Source organism: Ornithinibacillus liuyingii (assembly GCF_055550225.1).
This window is the reverse complement of the sequence record NZ_JBPWOS010000001.1, coordinates 329,363-347,439: the sequence shown is the minus strand read 5'-3', so window position 1 is coordinate 347,439 and position 18,077 is coordinate 329,363. Positions and strand designations below refer to the sequence as shown.

General features: G+C 37.4%; 14 protein-coding genes. 1 reads left to right on the top strand and 13 read right to left on the bottom strand.

Going from position 1 to position 18,077, the window contains the following annotated elements; translation table 11 throughout:
• From rsgA to ACSKT4_RS01670, 12 genes are all read right to left on the bottom strand, one after another.
• Entirely contained in the window at positions 1-882 is an 882-nt protein-coding gene (gene rsgA, locus ACSKT4_RS01725; protein ID WP_465822727.1) for a ribosome small subunit-dependent GTPase A, read from the bottom strand.
• Positions 883-2,904 carry a Stk1 family PASTA domain-containing Ser/Thr kinase gene (gene pknB / locus ACSKT4_RS01720; protein ID WP_186868627.1) on the bottom strand — a complete coding sequence of 674 codons (2,022 nt, stop codon included), beginning with the start codon at positions 2,902-2,904 and terminating at the stop codon, positions 883-885.
• The gene (locus ACSKT4_RS01715; RefSeq protein ID WP_186868626.1) at positions 2,898-3,659 is read right to left on the bottom strand and encodes a Stp1/IreP family PP2C-type Ser/Thr phosphatase; all 762 of its coding nucleotides are present in this window, start codon (positions 3,657-3,659) and stop codon (positions 2,898-2,900) included. The genes pknB and ACSKT4_RS01715 overlap by 7 nt, the downstream gene beginning before the upstream one ends.
• A 121-nt stretch (positions 3,660-3,780) precedes the next feature.
• Entirely contained in the window at positions 3,781-5,130 is a 1,350-nt protein-coding gene (rsmB, locus tag ACSKT4_RS01710) for a 16S rRNA (cytosine(967)-C(5))-methyltransferase RsmB (RefSeq protein ID WP_186868625.1), read from the bottom strand.
• Between the two features lies 1 nt (position 5,131).
• Positions 5,132-6,073 carry a methionyl-tRNA formyltransferase gene (gene fmt / locus ACSKT4_RS01705; RefSeq protein ID WP_465822725.1) on the bottom strand — a complete coding sequence of 314 codons (942 nt, stop codon included), beginning with the start codon at positions 6,071-6,073 and terminating at the stop codon, positions 5,132-5,134.
• Between the two features lie 14 nt (positions 6,074-6,087).
• Positions 6,088-8,496 (bottom strand): primosomal protein N', encoded by a 2,409-nt coding sequence (gene priA, locus ACSKT4_RS01700; protein ID WP_465822724.1) that lies wholly within the window; start codon positions 8,494-8,496, stop codon positions 6,088-6,090.
• Positions 8,493-9,704, bottom strand: a complete 1,212-nt coding sequence (gene coaBC / locus ACSKT4_RS01695) for a bifunctional phosphopantothenoylcysteine decarboxylase/phosphopantothenate--cysteine ligase CoaBC (protein ID WP_186868622.1) — start codon at positions 9,702-9,704, stop codon at positions 8,493-8,495. The genes priA and coaBC overlap by 4 nt, the downstream gene beginning before the upstream one ends.
• 107 nt (positions 9,705-9,811) lie before the next feature.
• The gene (rpoZ, locus tag ACSKT4_RS01690; protein ID WP_186868621.1) at positions 9,812-10,012 is read right to left on the bottom strand and encodes a DNA-directed RNA polymerase subunit omega; all 201 of its coding nucleotides are present in this window, start codon (positions 10,010-10,012) and stop codon (positions 9,812-9,814) included.
• The gene (gene gmk / locus ACSKT4_RS01685) at positions 10,009-10,629 is read right to left on the bottom strand and encodes a guanylate kinase (RefSeq protein ID WP_186868620.1); all 621 of its coding nucleotides are present in this window, start codon (positions 10,627-10,629) and stop codon (positions 10,009-10,011) included. The genes rpoZ and gmk overlap by 4 nt, the downstream gene beginning before the upstream one ends.
• A gap of 25 nt (positions 10,630-10,654) precedes the next feature.
• Positions 10,655-10,915, bottom strand: a complete 261-nt coding sequence (gene remA / locus ACSKT4_RS01680; protein ID WP_186868619.1) for an extracellular matrix/biofilm regulator RemA — start codon at positions 10,913-10,915, stop codon at positions 10,655-10,657.
• Between the two features lie 73 nt (positions 10,916-10,988).
• Positions 10,989-11,858 carry a YicC/YloC family endoribonuclease gene (locus ACSKT4_RS01675; RefSeq protein WP_465822776.1) on the bottom strand — a complete coding sequence of 290 codons (870 nt, stop codon included), beginning with the start codon at positions 11,856-11,858 and terminating at the stop codon, positions 10,989-10,991.
• A gap of 581 nt (positions 11,859-12,439) precedes the next feature.
• Entirely contained in the window at positions 12,440-15,097 is a 2,658-nt protein-coding gene (locus ACSKT4_RS01670; protein WP_465822723.1) for a calcium-translocating P-type ATPase, SERCA-type, read from the bottom strand.
• Between the two features lie 114 nt (positions 15,098-15,211).
• On the opposite strand from ACSKT4_RS01670, the gene ACSKT4_RS01665 reads away from it, so the two are divergent.
• Positions 15,212-16,915 carry an Rqc2 family fibronectin-binding protein gene (locus ACSKT4_RS01665; RefSeq protein WP_465822722.1) on the top strand — a complete coding sequence of 568 codons (1,704 nt, stop codon included), beginning with the start codon at positions 15,212-15,214 and terminating at the stop codon, positions 16,913-16,915.
• A gap of 225 nt (positions 16,916-17,140) precedes the next feature.
• On the opposite strand, the gene ACSKT4_RS01660 is transcribed toward ACSKT4_RS01665, so the two are convergent.
• A complete protein-coding gene (locus tag ACSKT4_RS01660) occupies positions 17,141-18,001 on the bottom strand; it encodes a LysR family transcriptional regulator (protein ID WP_465822720.1) in 861 nt (286 codons plus the stop codon).
• Positions 18,002-18,077: the final 76 nt, after the last annotated feature.

The following is an 18,077-nucleotide window of genomic DNA, read 5'->3' as shown; positions in this document are numbered from 1 at the left end:
TTAATACCTCGGCTTTCGTGTTTGTATTTCTTCCAAAAAACTGATGTAATGGTCATACCGATATTTTGGAAGTTCTCCGTTTTCTACTGCATCTTTTACTGCGCATTTTGGTTCTTTTGCGTGTAAACATCCCCTAAATTTACAGTATTCCTTCCTTTCACGCATTTCAGGGAAGCAATCCGACAACTCTTCTGCTTCAATCTCATCAAAATCCAACGCGCTAAATCCCGGGGTATCCGCAACTAAACCATGATTAATTTCAATTAATTCGACATGCCTAGTCGTATGTTTCCCTCGTCCAAGCCTTTTGGAAATATCCGCTGTTTTTAATTGGGTGTTAGGACTTAATACATTAATTAAAGATGATTTACCTACTCCCGATTGTCCAGCAATTACAGTGACATGGTCCTTCAAAAAGCCTTGTATTCGCTCAGAATCCATCTGTTTCTTAGTTGAAAACAATTCTGTCCTATATCCTATTGCTTCATAGTCTGTTTGATATTTTTGAATGACCTGTAATTGTTCTTCCGTAAGAAGGTCTATTTTCGTAATAAAGATAATGGGTTGAATACCCTTTGCTTCAATTAATACTAAGAACCGGTCCAGTAAGGTCGAACTAAAATCCGGCTCTATTGCGGAACTGACTATAATAGCTTGGCTAATGTTCGCAATAGGAGGACGAATTAATTCATTCGTCCTTGGTTTTATTTCCGTAATATAGCCTTCTTTATCCTCGCGAATATCAAAGGTTACAAAATCACCTACAAGTGGCGTAATATTCTTTTTACGGAATACTCCTCTACCTTTACATTGAAATACATCTTTGGTTGTTTGTACATAGTAGAAGCCACTCAAAGCTTTAATTATTCTGCCCTCTGGCATTTATTCACCCTCTTCATATGATATCGTCTCATCATAAATTACTTCATTATCACGCATTACTCGATACCTCGCCTGACTTTTCTGTTCAATCACTAAGTCTATATTTATTTCGGTATCTTCCGTGATTGACATTTCTTCATTAGCAACCGTTATATCAGGATTGTTCATATCTTGTATATAAATGGTAATTACTTGTTGTATCGGTTCATTATTTTCCTCTTCCTCCAACGTATATTCAATTGGTAGTGTCACGGAATAGGCTCTTGGAGGTAATATTTCTGGACCGATAGAGAAATAGACATTTACTTTATCACCTTGATTTAATTCTGTTTTAGCTCTAGGGTCTTGTCTAATAACCTGACCTTCTGGTACGGTTTCTGAGTACTCCTCATGAGGCTCCATTATTAACCCTTTTGCTTCCAGGTATCCTCTCGCCTCTTCTCTAGTTAATCCAGTTAGATTATCCAGTTCGATAGGTTCCTTCCCTTTACTAACTTCAAAAATGACTGTCGTTTCTTCCGGAACTACCTCATCACCAGGATCTGGCTGAGTTTGCTTGATGATTACACCAGCAGGTTCGTCTGAGAACACTTCATAAATTTGCGGAGGCTTATATCCTTTTTCTTCGAGTAATCGTTCTACTTCTCCAATTTGTCTACCAACATAATCGCCAAACAGTTCTTTTGCTTTTCCTTCACTCACATAAACGGTTATCGATTGGCCTTCTTTGATCGTTCGACCAGGTCTTGGATTCGTTTTGACGACTTTCCCTTCCTCTATTTCATCATGAGGCATATCTTCTCTTTCGACAACTAAGTTAAGTGCTTCTAATTCATCTTCTACTTCACTAAATTCTTGACCGATTATATCCTCTGGTATCGTAACATCCTTCGGTTTCGTTAGCCCTGGAACGATAAACAGAAGCGTAGCCACAATTAACAATAGCAAAAAGGATATAATGGAAATAATAAGTATCTTTTTCTTATTACGCTTTTTCTTTGTTTTTCCTTTTGGTGTAGAATTGCTTTTTCCTTTTCCTTGTGGCTTCTCTTTATCTTCTACTTTCTTTGTTTCAGCATTTGCCTGATGAACAATAGTATCATGATGGATATGTTCAAGTTGGTTCTCCGTAATAATTGGGATAGCTTTTGTTTCTTCTCCTATCTCTGTTGGTGGAGTGAATTTTGGTTCGTCCAATCTATCAGGAGAAAGTGCCAATTCCAAATTATCTTCCATATCATAAACGGTTTCAAATCGATGAAAAGGATCCTTCGCTGTCGCTTTTAGTACGATATTCTCGACACTTTGTGGAACCTCAGGGCTAAATCTACGAACGGATGGTGTTTCACTTTGTAAATGTTTCAGTGCAATAGAAACCGGGGATTGTCCAGAAAAAGGCAATCTACCGGTAAGCATTTCAAAAAATACGATTCCTAATGAGTAGATGTCTGATTTTTTCGTAGCCATTCCGCCTCTTGCCTGTTCAGGAGATAAATAGTGTACAGAACCTAAGACAGAATTAGTTTGCGTTAGTGATGTTGCACTTAACGCCATCGCAATACCAAAGTCTGTTACTTTAATATGACCATATGTATCAATTAAAATATTTTGCGGTTTTATGTCACGATGAACAATCCCATTCTCATGTGCGTGGGATATGGCTGCTGTGATTTGCTTCATAATTTCGATTGCTTCTGGTACATCAATCGGACCATACCGCTGAATAAATTCTTTTAATGTCATCCCGTCAACGTATTCCATCACCATATATAAAATTTGGTCCTCTTCACCAACATCATAAATGGTTACGACATTCGGATGTGATAGGCTCGTGGCAGACTGTGCTTCACGATCAAATCTAGCAATAAATTCTTCATCATTGGCATATTCCAATCGCAGCACTTTAATAGCTACTTTTCGATCTAATATGATGTCGTCGGCTAGATAGACATCTGCCATTCCGCCTCCGCCAATTTTTACTTTTATTTGATAACGCTCACTTAGCAAACGACCATTTAGCATGGTGGTTCACCTTCTTCCAACGATGTTTCATGCTGTAAGATGATAAGAGAAACATTATCCTCCCCACCACGTTCATTTGCTAAATCAACTAATCGTTTGCCAACCTCTCCAATATCATCAGTAGACTTTAAATAATCAGCAAGCTCTCCGTCATGTACTTTATCTGTTAAGCCATCCGAGCACAGTAATAGTCTGTCTCCGGCTTCCCAATTAATGGTTTGGATATCAGGTTCAACTAATTCATTCGTTCCTAAAGCTCTAAGAACGACATTTTTTCTCGGGTGGTACATCGCATCATCCTTTGAAATTTGTCCCGATTGAACAAGTGCATTGACTAACGAGTGGTCTTCTGTGATTTGTTTAAAACTAAAATCATTGAATAAGTAGCATCTACTATCACCAATATGAGCAACCGTAATAAATTCCCCTGTACAGACAGCAACAACAACGGTAGTACCCATACCTTGGCATTCTTCCTTTTCTAGTGATAGTTGATATATAGACGTATTTGCATCCAGTAGAGATTGTTGTAACCATTCTTCTACTTCCTCTGGGGAATCAAAGCCTTTGATTTCTTTCCATTTATTCTCCAAAATCGTCGTCGCCATATCACTTGCAACATCTCCTGCTTGATGGCCACCCATACCATCAGCAATAATTGCCAGATATTGTCCGTGACTGTTTGAGAATATTCCACCAGAGTCTTCATTATGTGCTCTCACTTGACCACGATCAGTCAAAAAATGTCCTTCCATTTCTACCACCCCTTTTCCTTAGCATCATTCTACTTTTGTACATAAGTATTACACACTTTTCAAATTAAGAATATCCTTTTCTAGTACTTTATACTGTCAGCTTATCCATTCTAAATATTTTTTAGGATTTTCTAACCATTCTAGTTAAGAAAAAACCGTCTGTTTGATAGGTTTGCGGAAAAATCTGTAACCCATATTGTGTGATACCTGGTGAAGCGTTCAATTCAGTAGGCAAATCCTCATAAAACCCCTCATCGATTTGGAAATTATTATTTTCTCTTAGAAAATCTTTCACTACTTCTTCATTTTCTCCAGGATCCACCGTACAAGTACTATATACTAATAGCCCACCAGTTTTTAGCAATGGAGCAACGGTTGATAAAATATCCTTTTGAATGATAGCAAGTCTTTCAATATCTTCCTCGCTTTTATTATACTTTATATCTGGTTTTCCTCTCATAACACCTAAACCGGAGCACGGCGCATCTACTAATATACGATCGAAGGTTTCTGGTTTATATCGTTCTGCTAATTTCCGAGCATCTAGTTGTTCAGCTTTGATATTGGTCAGATTTAATACTTGTGCCTTCTCTTCTATAAGCTTTATTTTTTTCTTATGCAAATCATGGGCATACACAACGCCATTATTCTGCATCTTTTCCGCTATATGAGTGGCCTTCCCACCAGGAGCACTACAGGCATCCAGTACTGTTTGACCTGGCATAGCCTGAATCATTTCACCAACTAGCATCGAACTTTGGTCTTGAATCGTAGCCATTCCTTCCATAAACAAGGAAGATTTTAAAACATTTCCTTTTTGTACGATAATTCCTTGTTCAGAAAACGGTGAAGTTGAAACAACATAGCCCTCATCCACTAATTGTTTCATTGCTTCGACTCTTGAAATTTTCATTGGCTGAATCCGTATCGAAATGGGCTTATGTTGTAAATTCGCTTCACACATTTCTTTTGTCGTCTCATAGCCATAATGATCTATCCAGCGTTTGACCAACCATTCTGGATGACTTGTAGCAATACTAAGACGCTTTGTAGGATCCTCTATGTTTTCGATTTTTGGGACACCATTCCGTTGTATATTCCGAAGAACAGCATTGACTAAGGAGGCTATTCCTTTGTGGCCTCTTTGCTTGGCTATTTCAACCGCCTCATGAATAATGGCATGGTCTGGAACTTTATCTAAATACACCATTTGGTAAATAGACATCCTTAACAGCATACGAACCCATAGTGATAGCTTCTTCTTTTTATCAATAAAAGAATCGATATAAAAGTCCAATGTCATTTTATACTGAATGGTTCCGTAAACAAGCTCCGTTAATAAACCCTCATCCTTTGGAGATATATGCTTGGCATTAATCTCATGACCTATTAATAAATGACTATAACCACTATCTTGTTCAATTCTGATTAATAACTCTATTGCTGTATTTCTAAGAAGATATTTTTCCATATTATTCACCCATTTTAGTACCGATTTGGATACGATCACTGGAGCCTTGTAAATAATCTTTTACAGTCATTCGTTTCTTCCCAGCTGGCTGTATTTCGGTAATTCGTATTCCTTTATGATTTCCACACACAACAATAAAAGCTTCATCATTCTCTTTCGCCACAATCTCACCTGGCTCCCCATTAAGAACCTGCTCTACTGGTTCACCCCACCATATTTTCATGGTTTGATTAGTATAAGTTGTAAAGGCTACTGGCCATGGATGAAGACCACGTATTTGATTATAAATTTCTGTATGTGATTGATGCCAGTCAATCTTTTCTTGTTCACGTTTTATATTAGATGCAAAACTAGCCTTGGAGTCATCTTGTTTAATTGGTTGAATTTGCCCTGCAAACAATTTAGGCAAGGTTTCCATTAATAATTGTGCACCAACAACGGAAAGCTTATCATGTAGTGAGCCTACATGGTCATTTGTTTCAATGGGAATACTACTTTGTGAAAGGATATCGCCAGCATCTAATTTTTCAGCCATATACATGATGGTGATCCCTGTCTCCTTCTTTCCTTGAATAATGGCATAATGTATAGGTGCACCACCACGTAATTCAGGAAGTAAGGAGGCATGGACATTAATACAGCCATATTGTGGCCCTTCCAAAAGCTCATTCGGTAAAATTTGACCATATGCAGCAGTCACAATAATATCCGGATTTACATCTAAGATTGGTTGATAATCATGGCGAATTTTCTCCGGTTGAAATACAGGGATACCATGTGCTTCTGCTTCTACTTTTAAAGGTGGAGGAGTTATAACCTTTTTTCTCCCTTTTGGTCGATCTGGTTGCGTTACGACAAGAACGACTTCATATTCCGATTGAACAAGTTCTCTTAATATAGGGACAGAAAAATCTGGTGTTCCCATAAAAACGATTCGTTTCATAACATTACCTCTTTCTACATCAGGTGATATGGTTGCATATCGATTGTAATTAATAAGTCCTCTTTGCGAGCTTCATCAGCAAATTGGTCGATTATCTTTTTTAAATACTTTCTTAAATTAGGTTCATTTCTGTATTTTATCATGCATTGATAGCGATATCTATCTTTGATCCTAGTTATTGGTGAAGCGGTCGGCCCGAGTACAACGGTATCCTCATTTACAACTTTTAGAAGTAATTGAACAATTCGTTGTGTAATTTTTACCACTTTCACGTGATTAGGATGGGAAACAGTTACCAATGCTAGATATACATATGGAGGATAGCGAAATGTCTTTCTTATTTGCATTTCTCGTAAAAAGAATTGATTAAAATCATATTCACTTGCGAGTTGAATACTATAATGATCTGGTGTATAGGATTGTACGATTACTTGTCCAGGAAGCTCATGTCTACCAGCTCTACCACTAACCTGGGTTAATAGTTGAAATGTCTTTTCACTTGAACGAAAGTCCGGTAAATGCAGCATAGAATCTGCGGTTAACACACCCACTAACGTCACATTGGCAAAATCTAACCCTTTGGCAATCATTTGTGTTCCTAATAATATATCTGCTTCTTTATTGGCAAAGCTTTTAAGCAGTCTTTCATGAGCTCCTTTTTTTCTCGTAGTATCCACGTCCATCCGAATAACTCTAGCATGGGGCATCAACTCATGTAACGATTCCTCCACACGCTGTGTCCCTGTTCCGAAATATCGGATAGCATCACTAGTACATTCCGGGCATTGATTTGGCATTGGTTCCTCATATGAACAGTAGTGGCATTTTAATTGATTCGATCGTTTATGATAAGTCAGTGCGATATCACAATATGGACATTGCTTTACATGACCACAATCTCGGCACATCACAAAAGTAGAATACCCTCTCCGGTTCAGCAATAGAACAACCTGTTCCCCGCGATTGATTGCACTTTCCATACTTTCTTTTAACCTAGTAGAAAACATAGAACGATTCCCATTATGCAATTCCTCTCGCATATCGACAATTTCGATATCTGGCATTTCCTGTTTATTAGTACGTTCGTTAAGGGTAGCAAGTTGGTATACACCCCTTTTTGCACGGGCATAGGATTCTAATGTTGGTGTTGCACTACCTAGTACTACCGGACAATGATGATACTGTCCACGTTTTATGGCAACATCTCTGGCATGGTAGCGTGGTTGATCCTCTTGTTTATACGTTGTTTCATGCTCTTCATCTATAATAATAATCCCTAGATTTTCAAACGGTGCAAATATTGCTGACCTAGCACCTACTACGACCTTAACCTCTCTAGATTGGATTTTACGCCATTCATCATATTTCTCCCCGTTAGACAACGCACTGTGCATAACAGCGACTTTTTCACCAAAGCGTCCTTTAAACCGACTAACCATTTGTGGGGTAAGGGAAATTTCCGGAACTAATACAATAGCTTCTTTACCTTGTTCTAGAACTTCTTGAATTGCTTGTAAGTAAATTTCTGTTTTTCCACTACCGGTCACCCCATGAACTAAAAATACATCATGTTCTTTTTGCTGTATTTTCCTTTTGATAGGTTCTAGTGCTTTCTCCTGTTGTTCTGTTAACGTAAGTGGATACGTTTTTTGAAAGGAGGCCTCCTCATAAGGATTACGGTATACCTCTTTTTTATACTCTTTTAATAACTGTTTTTCGAGTAACGCCCTTATTACGGTTCGATTAGCATTCGTTAATTTAAAGAGTTTACTTTGTTCTATTGGTTCAGGAAATTCTATAAAATACGAAAGAACTTGCTTTTGCTTTTTGGCATTATGTGATAGTTCCATGAACGCCTCTTCTAATAAATATGCCTCTTTATTCGGTTCGATATAGGTAACTTGCTTTTTCGTAACCTTTGACTTCACGACATAATTAATGGAAATCGTTGTATCATGAAGGGCTCGCTGTAATTTTGAGTATGGAATACTAGAATGCTCAAATTCTTCAAAATCTATCACATCTCTGCCAGCAAAGAGATCCTCCATTACCGGAATGAGACGTTCTCCTGTGTTTCGTATTAATTCTTTCTTATATTGTGCTTTTAAAACTTGTGGAAGCATGGCCTGATAAGCTGTAATATATAATGTTAACGTATCTTCCGCAACCCATTTTCCTAATTCTATTAATTCGTTTGTAAGAACCGGCTGGATATCTAATACGTCAAGAATTGGTTTAAGCTTAATAAATTCGGATTCTTCTTTTATTGCTACAACAAATCCGGTTATCTTTCTAGGACCAAAAGGAACAATAACTCGCATTCCTTCTTTAATAATATCTTGAAACCGTTCAGGAACAAGGTAATCAAATGTCTGATTGATTGTTTTTGCTTGGACATCCACTATAACCTTCGCAATACTCACGCCTTCTCATCCTTCATATCACGTAATATATATTGCAATATTTGGATTGCTACTTCTTTCTTTGATGCTTTTGGAATTTTGTATTCCTCTAAGTTTTTATTTAAATAGGTCACGATATTTGTATCACTACCAAACCCTGCTCCCTGTTGTGATACATTATTCAACACGATGGCATCTAAATTCTTTCGTCTCAACTTATCCTGACCATATTCTTGTAACTTTTGTGTTTCGGCAGCAAATCCTACAAGATATTGATTTGTCTTTATTTCTCCAAGTGCTTTTAAAATATCTTTCGTTCGCTCTAATTCTATATGTAGATTACCGTCTTGCTTTTTCATTTTTTCATCATAAGTAACTTTTGGACGGTAATCCGCGACAGCGGCTGCTTTAATTACTATATCTTGTTTTGCAAAATTATCCATCATTGCTTGATACATATCTTCTGCAGTGGTGACATGAACCAATTTAATGGAACCTACTCCTGATTCTAAATGGATATGAACTGGTCCAGACACTAAGGTTACATCGGCTCCTAATTCATAGGCTGCTTCTGCTAATTTATATCCCATTTTCCCTGTAGATCGATTAGAAAAGAATCTAACTGGGTCTACCTTTTCCCTAGTTGGTCCAGCAGAAATTAATACTTTTTTGCCAGCTAATAACCTAGTATCTTGTTGATGGGCTTTAATTACTTCAATGATCGTTTCTGGCTCCTCTAGTCTGCCTTTTCCAATCCAGCCACACGCAAGGTATCCTGCACCTGGCTCAATAAAATGATAACCATACTCTGTTAAGGTTTGCATATTTTTGATTACTGCAGGATGCTCGTACATATTGACGTTCATCGCTGGTGCAATATAGACTTCCGCTTTGGTAGCAAGTATGGTAGTGGATAACATATCGTCCGCTATACCATTTGCTATCTTGCCAATTACATTTGCTGTGGCAGGTGCTAGGACGATAATATCAGCCCAATCTGCCAGTTCAATATGAGCAATTTTTTTAGGGTCTTTTTCATCAAATGTATCCGTATATACCGGATTACGTGATAATGCTTGGAACGTAAGTGGAGATACGAACTTAGTTGCAGACTCTGTCATCATCACTTTAACATTAGCACCTTGTTGTGTTAATTTACTCGTTAAGGCACATGCCTTATAAGCAGCAATCCCACCTGAAACACCTAGCAATATATTTTTATTTCGCATAGTAACATACACCTTTCCAGTCATGAATAAATCTTCTAGTCTAGTTATACCATAATTTCGACATAAAAAATAATCCCTCGCATTCTAAATGCAAGGGATTATACGTTTTACTGTTCATCTTCTAATTTTAGTTCCTCTGCAGCAATCTCTTCTAGTGCCATACCAACAAATTTATGTGACTTTGGACTTTCAATTCGCAGATTTTTTAATTCACGTAGCTGTCTAGCTCTTTTCGCAGATAATGTCACAAGGGAATATTTTGATTTTACCTTTTCTTGTAATTCATCAATAGACGGTTCTAACATCATGATAGTTCATCCTCCAATAACTTTTTATATTGTGCGGCAATGCGTTCTCTCTTACAATGTTCACTTTGAATAATGGATTGGATTTTATCGACTGCCTTGTCAACATCATCATTCACGACAACATAGTCATAGGCATCCATCATTTCAATTTCATTGCGCGCTTCCTTTAATCGATTAAGGATTACATCCTCTTCTTCTGTACCACGATTAGTTATTCTATTTTTTAATTCCTCTAAACTAGGAGGGAATAAGAAGATAAATACGCCTTCAGGGAAGTTTTGCTTTACTTGCATGGCACCTTGAACTTCAATTTCTAGAAACACATCATGCCCTCTATCCAATGTTTCCAGTACATAGTCCTTTGGTGTACCATAATAATTATTGACAAATTTAGCATACTCTAACAGTTTTCCTTGTTCAATTAGTTTTTCAAACTCATCATTTGTCTTATAAAAATAATCTACTCCATCTACTTCACCAGGACGTTTTTCCCTAGTAGTCATAGATATCGAATAGCGTAATTCGGTTTTACGCTTAAAAACTTCTTTTCTAACAGTCCCTTTTCCTACACCTGATGGTCCTGAAAGAATAAATAAAATGCCTTTCTCTTCAATCAAATTTTTTCCTCCTAATTACCCGCGTTTATTCATCAGCGATTTCTTCATGACTTAGTACTCGTTGTCCAACTGTTTCTGGTTGTACAGCAGAAAGCACAACATGATCACTGTCGGTAATAATAACCGCCCTTGTTCTTCTTCCATATGTAGCATCTACTAATTTATTGTTATCCCGTGCAACGGTGATAATTCTTTTTATTGGTGCTGATTCAGGTGATACAATAGATATTACTCTATTCGCTGAAACAACATTTCCAAAACCAATATTAATTAATTGTAAACCCAACTTACCTTCCCCCTTAATCATTCTAAACTATTATATAGGCTTTTTTATGAAAATAAAAGTGTCAGAAAAAGTTTTACTCCATGTTTTGAACTTGTTCTTTAATCTTTTCAATTTCGCTCTTTAAGCCTACGGTCCATTCTCCGATCTTATGGTCATTCGATTTCGACCCAATCGTATTGGCCTCTCGATTCATTTCCTGTACGATGAAGTCAAGTTTTCTTCCTATTGGTTTATCACTTTGACATAACTCTTCCATTTGGTCTAAATGACTATGTAGTCGTGTCAGCTCTTCCGTAATATCTCCCTTTTCTGCTAATAAGGCTATTTCCTGATGGATACGACCATCTTCTATTGAAATTTGGTTATTAACATATTCAGAAATACGTTTTTTTATACGTAAGCGATACTCCTCGACAACCGCTTCTCTTCGTCCTTCTAACAATAGTACCATATCTCGAATAATGGATACTCGTTTAACGATATCATCGACTAAGTGCTTCCCTTCTTCTACACGCATTTCCACAACTTGCTGACAGGCTTGTTCTACATGAGCTAATAATTGTTCCTGAAGTTGACTAGGCTTTTCTTCATTTTCCTGAACTGTCATTAAGTCTGGGAGGACAGTCAACATAGAGAGGGGAATGTCACCAGGTAGCGAATAGCGATCCTTAGCGATTTGTAATTGTTGCAAATATTGATCCATTAAATCCCAATCCGTCAGAATGGACTTATTAACAAAACCCTTTCCATCCATATCGATATGTATTTCAATTCGGCCTCGGTTAAAGTAAGATTTTATAATCCGTTTAATTTTATCTTCCAGGAATAAAAATGTTCTCGGATACTTTGGTACAATATCCAAAAATCGATGGTTTACCGATCTTATTTCTACTGTAATGGATGTATTCTCTAAATTGAATGTGCTTGTTCCATAACCAGTCATACTTTTCACCAAAAACATCACCTACTTCAATTAACTTATCATTAATTATAGCATATCTTGTTATCATCCTACGATTATTGGACTTTGAATAGTGAATACAATTTGTGATGGAAGCAACTTATACGGGGGTGAAATAGAACGGTAAAGTTACAATACTAGCCAAATTATAAGTATTCTCTTTGCTCAAGAAATACAAAAAAAGGCCGGGGACAAAACTAAAACAATGGTAATAAAAAACGAACCATCACCGCATTAGCCCCGGAAATATACGGAGACTCCTGTGGGAGGAAAGGCATCGGTGAGACCCCAGAGGAGCGTTAGCTCTGAGGAGGCTCACCAGCCGCCCGACGGTAAAGAAGACACTGCGAGGTTCTCTCGAGCAGATGTCGCACTTATGCTGTGATAAAGTATAAAGAAGACACTGCGAGGTCTTTTCGAGCAGATGTCGCCTGTACTGGAAGCAACCGCAAGTATATTTCCGGGGCGGATTTGATGCGCTAACTTTCATGTTCGGTTTATCTTATGTTAGAAATAGTTTTGTCTAAAGCCTCTAAAGATTAGACCCTTTCCTTCTAGCTGAATTACTTCCTAGTAAAACCAAATAGGACAGTTGGTATTGCACCTAGACCTAAGATTAACAACCAGTCACGTAATCCTAATGATACGGTATGGAATATCGGCTGTAATGGTGCCCAGTAGATAACGACTAATAATAGAAGGACTGAAGATAACACAGCTAGTACTAAATAGATATTCCCAAAAGGATTTCGGTCAAAGACAGAAACTTCACTACGGCAGTCAAAAACGTGGATTAACTGGGCTATAACTAGTGTTGTGAAAGCAACTGTTTGAGCATATACAAGGTTTTCAGGATTATTCTGGTACGTAACCATAAACGCAATTAACGTAACGATACCAATTAAGATACCTCTTGTTATAATTTTATAGCCTAAGCCCCTAGCAAAGATTCCTTCATTCGGACTTCTTGGCGTACGTTTCATCACATCATCTTCAGGCCTGTCTAAGCCGAGTGCCATCGCAGGTAATCCATCTGTTACAAGATTAACCCAAAGGATTTGTACTGGCACTAATGGTAGTGGCATACCTAATAACATAGCAAATAGCATAACTAATATTTCTCCGACATTTGATGCCAACAAATAACGAATAAATTTTCGAATGTTCTCGTATATATTACGTCCCTCTTGAATAGCTGCTTTTATCGTAGCAAAGTTATCATCCATAAGAACGAGGGAAGATGCTTCCTTCGTTACATCTGTACCACTAATTCCCATACTAATCCCAATATCACTAGCCTTAATTGCTGGTGCATCATTAACACCATCCCCTGTCATCGCAACGATATGCCCCCGAGATTGAAATGCCTTTACAATTTTCAACTTATGCTCTGGGGTTACACGGGCAAATACATAGACATCTTCAATTATTTCTTCTAGTTCTTCCGTAGACATTTGATTTAGCTGACTTCCCTCTAACACCATTCCATTTTCTGGTAAAAGATTAAGCTCTTTTGCGATCGCATGAGCTGTTTTTACATGATCCCCTGTAATCATTACAGTTTTAATACCGGCTTGGCGACACTCTTCTATTGCTGCTTTAACCTCTTTGCGTGGAGGATCTATCATGCCATATAAACCGATAAACGTTAAGTCTTTTTCAAGAAATGCCGTTTCGAGTGACGTTTCTTTAGATAGAGTCCTTATACTTATCGCAATGGTTCGTAATGCCTTATTGGCCATTCCATCTATAGCACGTTCTATTTTGTCCTTATCCTGTTGCTTTAAAATTCTTCGATTGTCTTTGTCTAATACATAATTACAGCGTGGTAATAAGACATCAGGTGCACCCTTTGTAATTAGAAACCGTTGCCCACTATCATCATCAACCACTATACTCATCCGCTTGCGATCTGAATCAAAGGGGATTTCTTTCACAATATGAAAATTATCTCTACTTAAATGATTTAGACCAATTTTTCTAGCCGCAACTAATAATGCACCATCTGTTGGATCTCCATCAACCATGTATTTACCCTTTTTTACTAGTAGCTCTGCATTATTACATAACTGCCCATATAGGAGCATCTTCTCTAAATTCGGATACTCATCCGTTAATTTCTTATTACCTATTAAGAAGCTACCTTCAATATCATACCCATCACCAGTAACGGTAATGGATTCACCATTTACGTACATCTCCTTAACAGTCATTTGATTCTCTGTCATCGTTCCTGTCTTATCTGAACAAATAACCGAAGCACATCCCAATGTTTCTACTGCGGATAATTTGCGTACAATTGCCTTCTTGCGAATCATGCGTTGGACACCTAATGAAAGGGCAACGGTAACGATGGCAGGTAACCCTTCTGGAATTGCTGCAACCGCAAGTGATACCCCTGCAAGAAACATATTATAAACAGGATGACCTTGTATTACCCCAAGACCAACAACTAAGATAGTTAGTAATATAGCAACAACAATTAATATCTTCCCTAATTCTGCAAGCTTTCTTTCTAATGGGGTTGGAATTTTTTTTGTATTAGACATAAGAGAAGCAATTTGACCCATTACAGTGTTCATACCCGTTCCAACAACTATTCCTATACCTGACCCACGGGTAACTAAGGTACCCATAAAACCCATATTCACTTGATCTCCGGCATCAAGACCATCCCTAGTAATAGCAGTAGCATGTTTCATAACTGGTAAAGATTCTCCAGTTAATGCTGACTCCTCTGTTTCTAAACTATTGGATTTAACGATGCGAATATCTGCCGGAATACGATCACCACTAGTCACTTTAACGACATCACCAACCACAAGCTCTCGTGATAAAACCCTTTCCCATTTTTGATCACGATAGACATGCGCTAATGGTGCAGACAATTCTTTAAGCTTTTCCAGTGACTTTTCTGCTTTTTGTTCTTGAAAGAATCCGATAATCCCATTTACTAATACAATGACCATAATCGCAATCGCATCAACGAATTCACCTAACATACCTGCAATCAAGGTAGCAGCAAGTAAGATGAGTACCATAAAATCCTGAAATTGCTTTAAAAAGATTATCCACCTCGATTGCTTTTTGGCCGATTCCAAAACATTATAGCCATACTGCTTATGCCGTTGATCCACTTGTTTTGAACTAAGTCCTCTATTGGTGGTTACTTGAAGCTTTTGTTCTACTTGTTCTACATCTAACTGATACCACTTTTTCATGACGCATTCCTCCACGCTTAACCTCTTTAGCATTTCAAAACGATAAATCTTATAGTGATATCTATGCAGACTTGTCCTATTTAATGCTATAATTTGGATTGTGAGGTGAGTCAAATGCCATTTGACGGAATAGTAACAAGAGCTGTGACAAAAGAATTGTCCGACATACTTGTCCCCGGAAAAATAACAAAAATATATCAACCTACGGATACGGAAATTATTATGACCATTCGTAGCCAAGGAAAAAATCATGTTTTATTATTATCGATTCATCCTACCTATTCACGAGTCCATCTTACAAAGGACTCTTTTCATAACCCTGCTGATGCACCAATGTTCTGTATGGTACTTAGAAAACATTTGTCTGGTGCTATCTTAGAAGCTATTGAACAGGATGGAATGGAAAGAATCGTAACATTCTCTATTAAAACGAGGAATGAAATCGGCGATATATCTTATAAAAAGCTGGTTATCGAATTAATGGGCAAACATAGTAATCTAATGCTAGTAGACAATGAAAAAGGACATATCATCGATAGCCTGAAGCATATTACAATGGCACAGAACCGACATCGAACTGTACTACCTGGCTCTGTTTATGTCCTGCCACCACAACAGGATAAGTTAAATCCATTAGAAGTAGATGGAGAGACATTTATTAGAAAAATTGACTTTAATGCAGGGAAACTGGATTCTCAAATCGTTCGATTATTTGTTGGATTTTCTCCATTTATTGCCAAGGAATTACTGAATCGTGCAAGCCTCGGTACTAATGAAAAATTCATGGAAGAATTTGTTAGACTTCAAGAGCAAATAGCTGATAATCGATATCAACCAGTGATTTACCGGGGGAGTAAAGAAGAATTCCACGTAATTGAAATGAACGATTTTCAAGGTGACAAAGAATATTTTTCAACAACGAACCAAATGCTTGATACATTTTATTCTGGAAAAGCAGAACGAGATCGAGTCAAACAACAAGCGAAAGACTTATATCGTTTCATTCAAAACGAACGGGATAAAAATGAACGGAAGCTAAAGAAACATGCTCGTACACTTAAAAAAGCGGAAAGTGCTGATAAATACCAAAAACTCGGGGAATTACTGACAGCGAATATGCATGTGGTAAAACAGGGAGATACTTCTGTAACCGTAATCGATTACTATGACCCGGAACAAGCCGAAGTTACAATTGATTTAAATCCGAACAAAACCCCAAGTGAGAATGCGCAAGGTTACTTTAAAACCTATCAAAAATTGAAAACCTCTAAAGTGAAGGTAGAAGAGGAAATGGTCAAAACGAAGGAAGAAATCTCATACTTCGACCAGCTCTTGCAACAAATAGATGTTGCTGGAGTTGAGGATATAGAAGAAATCCGTGAAGAGCTTCGTGAAGAAGGCTATTTGAAAAAACAAAAAATCGGAAAGCGCAAGAATAAGCAATCGACACCTAAACCAGAAGAATATATCGCTTCCGATGGTACGACCATATTAGTTGGTAAAAATAATAAACAAAATGAATATTTAACAATGAAGCTTGCCCATAGGGATGAGATTTGGCTACACACGAAGGATATCCCAGGGTCTCATGTTGTGATTAGAGCAAAAGATCCAAGTGATGAAACGATTACAGAAGCAGCACAATTAGCGGCCTACTATAGCAAGTCGCAAAATTCTTCGTCTGTTCCGGTTGACTTTACGAAGGTTAGACATGTTAAAAAGCCAAACGGTTCTAAACCTGGCTTTGTTATTTATGATAATCAACGAACCATCTATGTTACACCAGATAAATCCGTAGTGGATAAATTAAAAAAATAATCTATCTTTTAGCGTGTAAAACAGAATGGATGAAAATATGTCAGAATTCTAGCAACTTGGTCGACCTGTTTCCTGATGGAGTCACTGAAACCAGAAGTAACTTCATACCGTTTCGTTCTCTAAAATAACATAAAGGGAAAATGCGATGATTTATTCACATTTTCCCTTTTCCTATTCATTGAAAGAACCTTCTATTAAAAATAATGATTATTCCTTAAGAAAAGCTTACAAGAATGTTTCTCTAGTTAGCATGTTAATAAATGCATTAACTTGCGGTAATTCTAGTATTCCCTCTTGATAAGACACCCAAGTATATCTCGTTACCGGCTCTCCATCCAGTTCTAACGCTACATTAGGGAACTCATCCATTAAGGAATCAGATACGCTTTTAGGAAGAACAGCCATACCAATCCCTTGTTTCATAAATTGCTTACATGTTTCTATTTGATCTACGGTCATAGTGCGTACAGGTTTAATTTGATGCTGATGATGATAAAGCCAATTATCCACTAATTCATGCATACTATCATCACTTTTAAATGAAATCAACGGGCGTTCTTTTAAGGAATCTTTGGGAAATGGTTCTGTATCAAATATGTAAAGTGGATCATCGAACAAACGTATACTTGTGGATTCTTTCAGCTTTTCTCCACGCGTGATACATACATGATAGTCCTTATGGTTTCTTCGTATATCTTCGCTAATTCCGGTTACGAGATTAATGGTTACATTGGGATAAAGGTTTGTATATTCACCTAATATCTTCGGTAGGAACCGTTGACTTATGACAGATGAACAGGCAATGGATAAGGTACCATGTACTTCGTTACTAGATTTCGACAGCCTATTCTTTAATAACTGCTCTTGTTTGATCACTTGTTTGGCATGATCTAAAATAATTTCCCCACTCGGTGTTAGCACAAGACTTTTCGGTGTTCGAATGAAAATCGTTTCTCCAAAATAATCCTCAATATACTTTAATCTCTGGGTAACAGCCGGCTGTGAGATAAGGATTGACTTCGCAGTACCTCTGATTGTTCCTATTTCATTTAGTTTTAAGAGTAATTCATAATCCTCAATTTTCATCTGTAACAACCTCTATATAGATAATTAATGTTTATGTAGTTCCATTATATAATAATTATCTAATGATGACACTGCT